Source organism: Thermus sp. KWY1 (assembly GCF_057547025.1).
Window position 1 is genome coordinate 38020 of sequence record NZ_BAAJPG010000010.1, and the last position, 12954, is coordinate 50973.

A 12954-nucleotide genomic window follows, 5' to 3' on the forward strand; every position below is an offset into this window, starting at 1 on the left:
CATCAGTCCATCCAGTGCCCCAGCTTCTCCTTTTTGGCCTGGAGGTAACGCTCGTTGTGGGGGTTGTCCCCGGCCCTCAGGGGAATGCGCTCCACGATCTCGATGCCGAAACCCGACAGGGCCTTCACCTTGCGGGGGTTATTGGTGAGGAGGCGCATCTTGCGCACCCCAAGGTCGTAGAGGATCTGGGCCCCCACCCCGTAGTCCCGCAGGTCCGGCGGGAACCCCAGGGCCAGGTTGGCCTCCACCGTGTCCAGGCCTTGGTCCTGCAGGTGGTAGGCCCGGATCTTGTTCACAAGGCCGATTCCCCGCCCCTCTTGCCTCAGGTAGACCAAAACCCCCTTCCCCTCCTTAGAGATACGCTCCAGAGCCAGATCCCGCTGGAAACCGCAGTCGCACCTCAGGGAGTGCAGGGCATCCCCGGTGAGGCACTCGGAGTGCATGCGCACCAGGACGGGCTCCTCAGGGTCCCAGCTCCCCATGACCAAGGCGGCGTGCTCCTCCCCGGTGAGGCTATCCCGGTAGCCCAGGATGCGGAACTCGCCAAACCGGGTGGGCAAAAGGGCCTCTGCCTCCCGTTTCACGTAGAGGTCCCCCTTCTCCAGGCGGTAGCGGATGAGGTCGGCGATGGTGCCCACCTTAAGGCCGTGGCGCCCGGCAAACTCCAAAAGGTCCGGAAGCCGGGCCATGGTGCCATCCTCCTTGAGGATCTCGATGAGGCTCCCCACCGGCCTAAGCCCCGCCAGGCGCAAAAGGTCCACGGTGGCCTCCGTGTGCCCGGCCCGCCTCAGGACCCCGCCCGGCCTGGCCACCAGGGGGAAGATGTGCCCGGGGCGCCGGAAATCCTGGGCGGTGGCCTCGGGATCAGCCAGAAGCCTTATGGTGGCCGCCCGCTCAAAAGCGGAGATCCCCGTGGTGGTCCCCCGGGCATCCACGCTCACGGTGAAGCGGGTACCCTGGGGATCCTGGTTTTTCTCCACCATAAGGGGCAGGTCCAGGGCCCTGGCCCGTTCCTCGGTCAAGGCCGCGCAAAGGAGCCCCCGGCACTCCCTGAGCATGAAGTTCACCCACTCCGGGGTCACGTGCTCTGCCGCCATGATGAGGTCGCCCTCGTTTTCCCGGTCCTCGTCGTCCACCAGGATCACCGGGCGGCCTTGGCGGAGTTCCTCCATGAGTTCCCTGACGCTGGCCAAACCCTCCATCATTCCCCCTTCACAAGCCGCTCCAGATAGCGGGCGATGAGGTCCACCTCCAGGTTCACCCCATCCCCCACCTTTAGGCTTCCTAAGTTGGTGACCTTAAGGGTGTGGGGGATGAGGGTGACGAAGAAGTCCTGCCCCGTTAAGCCCGCCACCGTGAGGGAAACGCCGTTTAGGGCCACGCTTCCCTTCTCGGCAATGTAGCGGGCAAGGTCTTGGGGGAGTCGGAAGAAGTAGTCCTTGGCCCCCGGGGCCTCCCGGATGGCCACCACCTCCGCCACCCCGTCCACATGCCCGGTGACGAAATGCCCCCCAAGCCGGTCCCCCACCTTAAGGGCCCTCTCCAGGTTGGGCCGGTGCCCCACCCGCCAGGTGGGGGCGGTGCGGCGCAGGGTTTCCCGGGCAAGCTCCACCCAAAAACCGCCCTCGTCCACCTCCACTGCGGTGAGGCAGACCCCATCCACCGCCACCGAATCCCCTACCCTAAGGTCAGAAAGCACTTCCTTGGCGGCGATCCTGACCCTGAGGAAAGGCCCCTCCCGGACCTCCACGATCTCGCCGGTTTCCTCCACCAATCCCGTGAACATCACCCCTCCGGGTACGCCTCCAGCCAAAGGTCCTCCCCAAGCCACTCCTTGCGGACGAGCCTCAGCCTCTTGGCCTCGGCCATGCGCTCCAGGGCAAACCCCTCCAAGAACCCCCTCCCCTCCCCCAACACCTTGGGCGCCACGAAGAGGGCCAGCTTGTCCACCAGTCCCCTCTCCCAGAAGGCCCCAGCCAGCCTCGGACCCCCCTCCAGAAGGATCCCGTCCAGTCCCTCCTCCAAGAGAAGGTGCAAGGCCCCCTCGAGGCTCACCCTCCCTCCTTCCCGGGGAAGCTCCACCACCCGGGCACCCGCCTCCTCGAGGGCCCTAAGCCGATCCTTGGGCGCACCCTTGCCCACCAGCACGTACACGCGGGCAGGCTCCCCCCGGGGTCCCTTCTGAAAGATACGGGCGGTGGGGGGAGTGCGGCCCTCGGTGTCCAAGACCACCTTCACCGGGTCCCTGAGGGGCGGGGGCTCCAGCATGAGAGGGAAGGGCCTGAAGTCCGGCTCCCGCACGGTGAGCCAGGGATCGTCCTTGAGGACCGTCCCCACCCCCACCATCACCACGGGAAGCCACTGGCGGTAGGCCTGGGCGATGCGCCGGCTTTCCTCAGAGGAGACGTAGCGGGCATCCCCACTCAAGGCCGCCACCTTGCCGTCCAGGGTGAGGGCCGCCTTGAGGAGGACGAAGGGCCGCCCCCTTTTCTGGACGGTAAAGAAGGCCTCGTTCTGCTCCTGGGCCTCGGCCTCCAAAAGCCCGGCCTGGACCTCTACCCCGGCTTCCCGAAGCCTTTCCAAGCCCCCCCGGGCCGCCGGGTTGGTATCCCGGGCCGCCGCCACCACCCGGGCCACCCCCGCCTGCAGAAGAGCCAAGGAGCAAGGAGGGGTGCGGCCAAAGTGGTTGCAAGGCTCCAAGGACACGTAGAGGGTGGCTCCTTGGGCCTCCTCGCCCGCCTGGCGCAGGGCGTACACCTCCGCGTGGGCCTCCCCGGCCCTGGGGTGGTACCCCTCCCCCACGACGCGGCCCTCCCGCACCAGCACCGCTCCCACCAGGGGGTTGGGGTGGGTGTGGCCTCGAGCCCTCTCGGCCAACTGCAACGCCCTACGAAGGAACCTCTCGTCCAGCTCTCGCAAAAGACCTCCTTCTCCCATCCGGACTTTCACCGTCGGCCCCGGAATTCCACCGGGTCGGGCCCCAAAGGGGCTTCGCGGGCTTTCACCGCCGGTGGGGACTTCCACCCCGCCCCGAAGGAGGTGCCAGGCGGCACCACACTTACTTTACAACCGAAGGAAGATCACAAGCTGGGATGGACTACCTTAACACCCTCACCCCGAGCCAGGACCAGAAAGTGGGCGTCCAGGGTGAGGAGCGGAACTTCCAAAGACAAACCCGCTACCACGGCATCGGAGAAACCCAAAGGGGGGTCCTGGTACTGGCGCACCCACGTCCGCACGCTGGGCAGGACTCAATCCTTCTCCAACCAGGCCTCTGCCTTACGGCCTGTTACCTCGGTATCCTCCCGTATGCCCAAGGACTTAGGGGGAGGGGAAGCCAGGTAGCGCTCCAACGCCTCCCTTACGAGCTCAGCCTGGGAGCGGCCCTCCCGCCGGGCCTTAAGCTCCAGCAGACGCTTCAAGGACTTGGGCAGGTACAGGGTGGTCTTTTCCATACCGCTATGCCCCCATATATAGGGCAACAACAAAATAGGGACCCTTATGGGCCCCTATTCCCTTTGGTGGAGGTGGGGGGAGTCGAACCCCCGTCCGAAAGTCCCTACGGCAGGCCTCTACGCGCGTAGTCCGCGTTTTGGGTGTCCTCCTGGCTTGGCCCGCGGACGGGCGGCCAGGAGCAAGCCCCGCTTAACTTCGCCTTGGGTTACGGGGCGTAGCCAAGGCTAGCCGGGTTTGTGTCCCCGCGTCGGTGAGCCCCCGGCAGGGCTACCGGGCGAGGTCGCGGTCATTAAGCCGCGAGAGCGTAAGCAGGCTTGTTGGCCTTTATTCTTTTGCGGGTTTTTACGAGGCCACCCGCACCTCGGCGCGCCACCTGCCCTCGGCGACCCCCGTCGAGACCGTTCACCCCCATGTGACTGGCCGGACTCGGACCGGCAACCTTGAGTGTAATAGGCTAAAGGGGTTGTAGTCAAGGGGGTTTTGGGTGTAAACTGAGCCCAGTGCTCCCAAGGGAGGGGGGTGGGTGTAAGCCCACCCTTCCTTTGTGAAGGGAGGTAGGGAGGTGCCTGTGGACCTTTGGCGGTTGGTGGAGGAAGCGGTGGAGCCTCTGGACCTCGAGGTCCTGGAGGTGAAGGAAGCCCCCGGGGAGGTCCTGGTCCGCCTGGAGCGCAAGGACGAAAGGCCCATCCGCGTGGCCGACCTGGAACGGGCCAGCCGGGCCATAGAGGCCGTCTTTGACCGGGAGGACCCCATTCCGGGAAGCTACCGCCTTCTGGTGGAGTCTCCCGGCCCCAAGCGCCCCCTCTTTACCCGCCGCCACTTCGAGCGCTTCCAGGGTCTAAAGGCCAAGGTGCCGGGGCCCGAGGGCTTCACCGGGCGCATCCTTCGGGTGGAAGCGGACGAGGTGGTCTTCCAGGTGGGCCAGGAGGAAAAGCGCCTCAAGATCGGCACCTTCCGCGCCAACCTTGCCGAGTGGCCCGAGGAGCCCAGGTAACAGCCGAGATTCAGGGAGGAGAGATGAACCGGGAATTCATAGACGCCATGCAGCAGCTGGCCTTGGAGCGGGGGGTCACCACCGAGGAGGTCCTCGAGGCCTTCAAGGAAGCCCTGCGCAAGGCCTACATCAAGCGGCAAAAGGGGTACCGCAAGGAGGAAATCGATGCGGGTAAGGGTCCGGAGGTGGACGTCTATATAGACCCCCAGACCGGGCGCATCGAGATGGTGGAGGTCCGCCGCGTGGTGGAGAAGGTGGAGGATCCAGACAAGGAAATCGCCCTCTCCGAGGCCCTCCAGTACGACCCCGAGGTCCAGGTGGGCGACGAGATGGAGTTCCCCATCGACCCCGAGGGCCTCTCCCGCATGGCCATCCAGGACCTGCGCCAGATCCTCACCCAGCGCCTCAAGGAGTCCGAGCGCAACCGCATCTACAACGAGTACAAGGACAAGGAGGGCCAGGTCCTCACCGGGGTGGTGACCCGGGTGGACAACCGCGGCAACGTCTTCGTGGAGCTGGGCCGGGGGGAGGCTTACCTCCCCAAGAGCGAGCAGATCCCCACGGAGCGCTACTACCCCGGGCAACGCCTCAAGGTGTACCTGAAAAAGGTGGACCGCTCCGCCAAAGGCCCTTCCTTGATCGTAAGCCGGGCCCATGAGAAGCTTCTGGAGCACCTCTTGAAGCAGGAGGTCCCCGAGATCGCCGAGGGCATCGTGGAGATCAAGGCCATCGCCCGCGAGCCCGGCCGCCGCAGCAAGGTGGCGGTGATGACTCACAACCCCAATGTGGACCCCATCGGGGCCTGCATCGGCCACAAGGGCCAGCGCATCCAGGCGGTTTCCGCCGAGCTGGGCCGGGAGAAGGTGGACATCATCCTCTGGGCCAAGGACCCCAAGGAGTTCATCCGCAACGCCCTCTCCCCCGCCCAGGTGGGTTCCATCGAGCTGGAACCCGATGGGCAGAAGGCCCGGGTCAAGGTGACCAAGGACCAGCACTCCCTGGCCATCGGCACCGGGGGTCAGAACGTGCGCCTGGCCTCCAAGCTCACGGGTTACGAGATCCACTTTGAGGAGGCGGAGATCTCCGACCTGGACGAGGCCATTCGCAAGGCCGCCAAGGAAGAGGCGGAAACCACTAGCCGGGCGAAAGAGGAATTCGAGAAACTCTTCCGGGATCTTTCCGAGTAATGGCGAAGCATGTCCCCATCCGCATGTGCGTGGCGTGCCGCAAAAGGCGGCCCAAGGGGGAGCTTTTGCGGATCCTGCTCATGCCGGAGGGGTTTCGCCTGGACCCCACGGGGAAACTGCCGGGCAGGGGGGCTTATGTCTGCCCCGACAACCCGGAGTGCTGGACGGAAAAGAAGCTGAGGCGCTTTGCCGGGGCCCGGGCCAGAGCCCTGTCGGAAGCACTTGTCACCCTTTTAGGAGGTACGGATGGCCAAAATACGCATCTACCAGCTGGCTAAAGAGCTGGGTATGACCAACGAGGAGCTCCTGGAGCTCCTGGACCAGATGGGGGTTGCCTACAAGTCCCACGCCTCCACCCTTTCCGAGGAGGACGCGGAGGCGGTGCGGGAGCTGGTAAAAGAGCAACGAGGCCTGCAGGAGAAGCTGGCGGAGGAGGAGCGCAGGAAAGCCCTGCCCCGAAGGCCTCCCGTGGTGGTGATCATGGGCCACGTGGACCACGGGAAGACCACCCTCCTGGACTACCTGCGGAAAAGTCGCATCGCCGAGAAGGAGGCGGGAGGCATTACCCAGCACGTGGGTGCCTTTGAGGTGAAGACCCCTCAGGGCACGGTGGTCTTCATCGACACCCCGGGGCACGAGGCCTTCACCACCATAAGGCAGCGGGGAGCCAAGGTGGCGGATATCGCCGTCATCGTCATCGCCGCCGACGACGGGATCATGCCCCAAACGGATGAGGCCATCGCCCACGCCAAGGCAGCCGGGGCCAAAATCATCTTCGCCCTGAACAAAATGGACCTGCCCCAGGCCGACCCCGACCGGGTCAAGCGCCAGCTGATGGAGCGGGGCTTCGTGCCCGAGGAGTACGGCGGGGATGCCATCGTGGTGCCCATCAGCGCCAAAACGGGCCAAGGGGTGCAGGACCTTTTGGAGATGATCCTCCTCATCGCCGAGCTGGAGGACTACCGGGCCGACCCGAACGCTGAGCCCAAAGGGGTCATCCTCGAGTCCAAGCTGGACAAGCAGGCGGGCATTATCGCCAACATGCTGGTCCAGGAGGGGACCTTCCGGGTGGGGGACTACGTGGTGGCCGGGGAGGTGTACGGCCGCATCCGGGCCATGATGGACGCCGACGGCAACCAGCGCAAGGAAGCGGGCCCGGGAAGCGCCGTGCAGGTCTTGGGCTTCCAGGAGCTTCCCCACGCCGGAGATGTGGTGGAGTGGGTGCCGGACCTCGAGGCCGCCAAGGAGATCACCGAGGAGCGCAAAGAGGAGCGCAAGGCCCGCGAGGAAGCCGAGAAGGAGCGCCGCCCCAGGACCATGGCCGACCTGCTCCGGGCCCTGCAGGAGGAAGGGCAGAAGGAGGTTAACCTCATCCTCCGGGCGGATACCCAGGGCTCCCTGGAGGCCATCCAGCACATCCTGGCCAAGGAGAGCACCGAGGAGGTCAAGATCAACGTCCTCCTGGCCCAGGTGGGGGCCCCCACGGAGTCCGATGTCCTCCTGGCCCAGACGGCCAACGCCGCCATCCTGGCCTTCGGGGTGAACCCCTCCGGTGCGGTGAAGAAGGCGGCGGAAAGCAAGGGGGTTCTCCTCAAAACCTTCCGCATCATCTATGACCTCATCGACGAGGTCCGGTCCATGGTCAAAGGGCAGCGGGAACCCAAGTTCAAGGAGGAGGTCCTGGGCCGGGCCGAAGTGCGGGCCATCTTCCGCCTGCCCGGGGGCAAACAGGTGGCGGGATGCATGGTCACCCAGGGCAAGGTGGTGCGTAGCGCCGAGGTAAGGGTTTTGCGCAAGGGCGAGGAAATCTGGAAGGGGAAAATGGCCAGCCTCAAGCGCTTCAAGGAGGACGTGCGGGAGGTGGCCCAGGGCTACGAGTGCGGCATCGGCCTCGAGGGGTTCGACGACTTCCAGGAAGGGGACATCATAGAGGTCTTCCAGATGGTGGAGGTACCGGCGTAGGAGGTTCCTTGCGCTGGATCCGGCGGTCTTTCTCCGGGGCGTGCCCTTCCTTGAGGCACTGGAAGATCCCAGGGAATGCTTGGGGAAGGTTAGGGCTGGCCCTGGCCATCCTGGCCCTGGTCTTCCAGGGCCTGCCCCCTTTCCCTGCCGGAAAGGGAAAGACCGAAGCCGGGCTTCACGCCAAGGGACCTGCCTGGGTCCTCAAGGAGGACCGCCAGGGAAACGGGCTTACCCCCCTGGCCCAGGCTCCCACCCGGCCTCCCCATTTTTCCCTCAAGCCCCAGAATAGGAAGGCCAAGCCACCGTCACTGGAAGCCTCTTCCCCGTCCCATCTTTACCTTCTTTATGGCCGCCTCCAGATGGATGGAGGCTAGGGCCCGGAACTCTTTCTTCTTGCGCTGGCGCAAGCTCAAAAGGCCATCCAGCGCAGTCTGAGGTTAGGCTCTGGTATACGGCTTTAAGCCCTTCTGCTAGCGAATCGGGCACCTGCGTGCCCCAAAAGGTGAAGAGTATGAACCGCAAGCTTCTCAACGGACTTCTCCTCCTGGGCCTTTTCCTCCTGGCCCTCCTCATGGTCTGGAAGCCCTGGGCCCCCGGGGAACCCAAGGTCAAGCTGGGACTTGACCTTAAAGGAGGTCTTCGCATTGTCCTCGAGGCCGCCGTGGAAAACCCCACCCCCGACGACCTGGAAAAGGCGCGCACCGTCTTGGAAAACCGCATCAACGCCCTGGGGGTGGCGGAACCCCTGATCCAGATCCAGGGACAAAAGCGCATCGTGGTGGAGTTGCCCGGCCTTTCCCAGGCGGACCAGGACCGGGCCCTTAAGCTCATCGGCCAGCGGGCGGTGCTGGAGTTCCGCATCCTCAAGGAAGGGGCCACCGGCACCACCGTGGCCCAGATCAACCAGGCCCTCAGGGAAAACCCCAGGCTTAAGCGGGAAGACCTGGAAAAGGACCTCATCAAGCCCGAGGACCTGGGCCCGGCCCTTCTCACGGGAGCGGACCTGGCCGACGCCCGGGCGGTTTTTGACCAGTTCGGCCGCCCCCAGGTGGCCCTCACCTTTACCCCGGAAGGGGCCAAGAAGTTTGAGGAGGTGACCCGGGCCAACGTGGGCAAGCAGCTGGCCATCGTCCTGGACGGCAAGGTCTACACCGCCCCCGTGATCCGTCAGGCCATCACCGGGGGCCAGGCGGTGATCGAGGGGCTATCGGGCCTCGAGGAGGCCAGCGAGATCGCCCTGGTGTTGCGTTCGGGGGCATTGCCCGTTCCCCTGGAAGTGGCGGAGATACGGGCCATCGGTCCCACCCTGGGTCAGGATGCCATCCAAGCCGGCATCCGCTCGGCCCTCATCGGCACCCTAGCCATCTTCCTCCTCATCTTCGCCTACTACGGCCCAAGCCTAGGTCTGGTGGCTTCCTTGGGCCTCATCTACACCTCCGTTCTTATCCTGGGGCTCCTTTCGGGCCTCGGGGCCACCCTGACCCTCCCCGGCATCGCCGGCTTGGTCCTCACCCTGGGGGCTGCGGTGGACGGGAACGTGCTTTCCTTCGAGCGCATCAAGGAGGAGCTCAGGGCCGGGAAGAAGTTCCGCCAGGCCATCCCCGAGGGTTTCAAACACTCCACCCTAACCATCCTGGACGTGAACGCCGCTCATTTGCTGGCGGCTGCCGCCCTTTACCAGTACGCCACCGGGCCCGTTCGGGGATTTGCAGTTGTTCTGGCCATCGGAGTGGTGGCCAGCGTCTTCTCCAACCTGGTTTTCAGCCGCTACCTTCTGGAGCGCATGGCCGAGCGCGGGGAGGTCCGCCCCCCCATGTGGCTGGTGGACCCCAGGTTCAACTTCATGGGCCCGGCCCGCTTCATCACCGTGGCCACCCTGCTCCTAGCCGTCCTGGCAGCGGGGGTGGTCTTTACCAAGGGCTTCAACTACTCCATCGACTTCACCGGGGGTACGGCGTACACCCTGCGCACGGGGCCCGAGGTGGGCGTGGACACCCTAAGGCGCTTCCTGGAAGCCAGGGGCTTCCCCGCCAAGGAAGCGGTCATCACCCAGGTGCAGGCTCCCACCGCCGATTTCCGGGAGTTTTCCCTTAAGCTCCCACCCCTTTCCGATGCCAAGCGTCTGGAGCTGGAGCGGCTCTTCACCGCGGAGCTAAAGGCCAGCGTCCTCACCTCGGAGACCGTGGGTCCGGCCATCGGTTCCGAACTTCGGCGCAATGCGGTGATGGCGGTCTTGGTGGGCCTTGGCCTAATCCTCCTCTACGTGGCCTTCCGCTTTGACTGGACCTTCGGGGTGGCCAGCGTCATCGCCGTGGCCCATGACGTGGCCATCGTGGCGGGGATGTACAGCCTCTTGGGCCTGGAGTTCTCCATCCCCACCATCGCCGCCCTCCTCACCATCGTGGGCTACTCCATCAACGACTCCATCGTGGTTTCAGACCGCATCCGGGAAAACCAGAAGCTCATGCGGGGCATCCCCTACCGGGAGATGGTGAACCGCTCCATCAACCAGACCCTCTCCCGCACGGTGATGACCAGCCTCACCACCCTCTTGCCCATCGTCGCCCTCCTCTTCCTGGGAGGAAGCGTCCTCAGGGACTTCTCCCTGGCCATCTTCGTGGGCATCTTCGTGGGCACTTACAGCTCCATCTACGTGGTGAGCGCCATGGTGGTGTTCTGGAAAGAGTTGCGGCAACGCCAGGCCAAGAAAGCCACATAGGGTCCTCGGAAGAGAACCCAGCGCCCACCCCCCGGGATCCCGGGGGGTGGGCCTTACGCCTTAAGACCCAGCTCCTCCAGGGCCCTCTGCCGAAGGCGGAGGGCCTCTTCCTGGGCGGGGGTGCCGCAAAGCCTCTTCAGGACCTTCTCATCCAGGGGATCCAGGCGCAAGGCCAAAAGCCAGTCCTCGAGCCTAGGGCTTTGCAAAAGCTCTCTCCGCCGCTCCTCCAGGTAGGCCCTGGAAACCTCATCCAGAAAAGGATGGTCCAGCCCCAGGAAGGGCGGGGCGGGGGGTGCCTTGGGATCCTCCAGGTCCAGGTATAGCTCCGGCGCCTGGCGGAAGAGGCCATAGGGCTTCTGGCGCAGGAAGTAGGGCCTGGCCCCTCTGGGCCGGTCGGGCTCCAGGGCGTTGACCACCTCCCACCACAGCACCCTGAACTCCCCTGGGGAAACCGACAGGGCCTCGAGGAGATCCTCCTTTTCCCATTGGGCGGCCACCAGAAGGGCCAAAAGAAGCCGGGCCTTATCCCGGCGGAACCGCACAGGCCGTCCCTCCACCCGCACCTCAAATCCCCCGAGGACCCGTATCTCCACCCGCACCCCGGGATGGTAGGGAACGGGAAGGCGGCCAAGTCGCCAAAGGGCCCGGCGTACCCGGGCAACCGGGGGTGAGAAAAGCGTCCGGTGGGCCAGGAAGGGGTAAACCCGCAAAAGGTCTTCCCATCCATCCCCAAACGGGTAAGCCTCGGCCACAGCCTGAAGGAAAGGGTCCAAAAGGGGCAGGGTGGGCAAGGAAAAAACCTCGCCCCGCCGAAGCCAAGCCAACGCCACCATAAGGGTGAGGAAGCCTTCCACCCAAAGATCCCCGGCGGTCCGGGTCAGGCGGACCATTTCCCTGTAGGCCTCCTCATCCCCCAGGGCAGCCAGACCCCCCAGGGCTTCCACCTTAAGCCGCGCTGGACCCCCTTCCGCCATGGCCAAGGCGGCCTGGTAGGCCGCCTTGGCCTCCTCCAAGCGTTCCAAAACCAGAAGGGCATGCCCCCTCCTGGCCTGGGCCAGGCTCATGCCGAAAGGACTCCCCAGCACCTCAGCCTCCCAAAGCCCCCGCTCCGCCCACCGGAGGCCCTCCTCCGCATCCCCTGCCACGCACTCCAAAAGGGACCGGAGAAGGGTACTCTCCCGATGGTTCTGCGGCGGCCGGTGCAGGCCGGGGTCCCCGCTTTCCCTGAGGCGGGCCAGGGCCTCTTTGGGCCTCCCCTGCCTCAGGAGAAGCCTTGGCCCGGAGAACCCCAAGGCTTCCGCCTCCGCTACACGGCCCTCGTTGAGAAGGTTCTCCGCCAGGAGAAGCCTGGCTTCCTCGGGAAACAACCTCGAGGCCTCCTCCAGGTAAGGACGCCCTCGAGCCGGTTCCACGGTGTCCAGGAACAGCCGGGCCAGACCCAAGTAGGCCCGGGTCTCTCCCGCCCTAAGGGCCTTCTGGTAAGCGGCCTCCGCTTCCTGGTAGCGCCCAGCCTGGCGCAAGGCCTCAGCCTCCAACAGGTCGAGGGCGCGCCGCCCTTGGCGCAAGGCTTCCGGTAGGTGGGCCAAAAGGCGCAACACGCTGTAGGTGAAACCGCGCGCCAACCAGGAAAATCCCTCCTGCACCAGGAGATCCGCCACGTGGCCGAGCCTTCCCGCCTCCAGGAGGAACCCGGCTGCCCGGATCCCCTCCCCGCGGTCCAAGGCCTCCTCCGCCGCCTTGGTGAGGAGCCCCCGGGCTTCCGCCTCGGGAAGGAGGGTTTTCAGGGCACCACGCACCAGGGGATGGAACCAGAGCTTGCCCTCCCGCCTCTCCAGAAGCAGGTCCTCGGCATAGGGCAAGAGGGCTTGGCCTTCCGCCTCTGGGACCTCCCCCAAAAGGGCCAGCCTCGAGGCCTCCCGCAGAACTTCCTCGGGAAGGCCATAGGCCAGGTAAGCCAATAGCCCCTCGGCGGTTTCCAGCGCCAGCTCCGGCTTCAGGCCCCGGCGCATGGCCAACAGGACCACCCGTAAGCCCAGGGGCCACCCCCTCACCAGGGAAAGGGCTCGTTCCACTTCAAAGGCTGGAAGTTCCGGGGCCAGCGCCTTGGCAAGCTGGCAGGCCTCCTCGGGATCAAACGCCAGCTCCCGCTCGGAAAGTACCGTGAGGAAGGCAAAGGGTGTGGCCTTCCGTGAGAGAAGCAAGAGCCTTAGGCCGGGAAGCCGGACCAGGCCCTGCACCACCTTGAGCACCCCGGGGCTTTCCGCCCGGTGGACCTCATCCAGCACCAGGAGGTGGAAACCTAAGGGCTCCAGGGCACCCAAAAAGGCCTCCAAGGCCCTGGGCCAAGCCCCTGCCTCCAAAAGCTCCGCCACCCTCTGAAGCTCGGCCCGGCCTTGGTAGGCAGCCAGAAGGTGCCACAGGAAAACCGCAGGGTCCTTGGCCTCCTCCGCCAGGGCCACGTAGACCCCGGAAAACTCCGAGGCCAGGCTGGTCTTCCCGTACCCCGCCCCCGCCGCCAGGACCACCCCGGGGCTCTGGCGGAAGGCTTCCTCCACCAGGCGCCGAGGGCGGTCCCGCCGCACCTCCTTGGCCGTGCGAGGGGGCAGGAGCCTCGAGGCGGGCACCGGGTAGGGCAC

At 65.6% G+C, this 12954-nt stretch carries 12 protein-coding genes, 1 other RNA gene and 1 riboswitch; of the genes, 6 read left to right on the forward strand and 7 right to left on the reverse strand.

Translation table 11 applies throughout. The features are described 5' to 3' along the window. Window positions 1–2: 2 nt before the first annotated feature. The 6 genes from AC27GT_RS02645 to ssrA form a co-directional block, all read right to left on the reverse strand. The gene (locus AC27GT_RS02645) at window positions 3–1202 is read right to left on the reverse strand and encodes a bifunctional 3,4-dihydroxy-2-butanone-4-phosphate synthase/GTP cyclohydrolase II (RefSeq protein WP_026328902.1); all 1200 of its coding nucleotides are present in this window, start codon (window positions 1200–1202) and stop codon (window positions 3–5) included. Then, window positions 1202–1786, reverse strand: a complete 585-nt coding sequence (locus tag AC27GT_RS02650) for a riboflavin synthase (RefSeq protein ID WP_487223504.1) — start codon at window positions 1784–1786, stop codon at window positions 1202–1204. Before AC27GT_RS02650 ends, AC27GT_RS02645 begins: the two co-directional genes overlap by 1 nt. After that, complete coding sequence (gene ribD, locus AC27GT_RS02655) at window positions 1786–2919, reverse strand: bifunctional diaminohydroxyphosphoribosylaminopyrimidine deaminase/5-amino-6-(5-phosphoribosylamino)uracil reductase RibD (RefSeq protein WP_487223505.1); 1134 nt, start codon at window positions 2917–2919, stop codon at window positions 1786–1788. Before ribD ends, AC27GT_RS02650 begins: the two co-directional genes overlap by 1 nt. Window positions 2920–2921: 2 nt before the next feature. Next, a riboswitch (FMN riboswitch) is annotated at window positions 2922–3042 on the reverse strand. 38 nt (window positions 3043–3080) lie between these two features. After that, on the reverse strand, window positions 3081–3239 hold the full coding sequence (locus AC27GT_RS02660) for a hypothetical protein (protein ID WP_487223506.1): 159 nt from the start codon (window positions 3237–3239) through the stop codon (window positions 3081–3083). Window positions 3240–3251: 12 nt separating this feature from the next. Then, window positions 3252–3455: a ribbon-helix-helix domain-containing protein gene (locus AC27GT_RS02665; protein WP_487223507.1), complete on the reverse strand. Its 204-nt coding sequence runs from the start codon at window positions 3453–3455 to the stop codon at window positions 3252–3254. A 64-nt stretch (window positions 3456–3519) separates the two neighbouring features. Beyond that, window positions 3520–3866, reverse strand: a transfer-messenger RNA (tmRNA) gene (gene ssrA, locus AC27GT_RS02670). A 158-nt stretch (window positions 3867–4024) separates the two neighbouring features. Between ssrA and rimP the strand changes: the two genes are divergently transcribed. The 6 genes from rimP to secD all read left to right on the forward strand — a co-directional run bounded on the left by rimP (window position 4025) and on the right by secD (window position 10318). Then, entirely contained in the window at window positions 4025–4450 is a 426-nt protein-coding gene (gene rimP / locus AC27GT_RS02675) for a ribosome maturation factor RimP (protein WP_487223508.1), read from the forward strand. Between the two features lie 23 nt (window positions 4451–4473). After that, complete coding sequence (gene nusA, locus AC27GT_RS02680; RefSeq protein ID WP_015716819.1) at window positions 4474–5637, forward strand: transcription termination factor NusA; 1164 nt, start codon at window positions 4474–4476, stop codon at window positions 5635–5637. Further along, window positions 5637–5915 carry a YlxR family protein gene (locus tag AC27GT_RS02685; protein ID WP_015716818.1) on the forward strand — a complete coding sequence of 93 codons (279 nt, stop codon included), beginning with the start codon at window positions 5637–5639 and terminating at the stop codon, window positions 5913–5915. Before nusA ends, AC27GT_RS02685 begins: the two co-directional genes overlap by 1 nt. Next, the gene (gene infB / locus AC27GT_RS02690; protein WP_267260803.1) at window positions 5884–7599 is read left to right on the forward strand and encodes a translation initiation factor IF-2; all 1716 of its coding nucleotides are present in this window, start codon (window positions 5884–5886) and stop codon (window positions 7597–7599) included. Before AC27GT_RS02685 ends, infB begins: the two co-directional genes overlap by 32 nt. Window positions 7600–7607: 8 nt before the next feature. Continuing rightward, window positions 7608–7973 carry a hypothetical protein gene (locus AC27GT_RS02695; RefSeq protein ID WP_252829309.1) on the forward strand — a complete coding sequence of 122 codons (366 nt, stop codon included), beginning with the start codon at window positions 7608–7610 and terminating at the stop codon, window positions 7971–7973. A 137-nt stretch (window positions 7974–8110) separates the two neighbouring features. Next, window positions 8111–10318, forward strand: coding sequence for a protein translocase subunit SecD (gene secD, locus AC27GT_RS02700; protein WP_038030585.1), 2208 nt, complete (start codon window positions 8111–8113; stop codon window positions 10316–10318). Between the two features lie 53 nt (window positions 10319–10371). On the opposite strand, the gene AC27GT_RS02705 is transcribed toward secD, so the two are convergent. After that, on the reverse strand, window positions 10372–12954 hold the full coding sequence (locus tag AC27GT_RS02705) for a hypothetical protein (RefSeq protein WP_487223509.1): 2583 nt from the start codon (window positions 12952–12954) through the stop codon (window positions 10372–10374).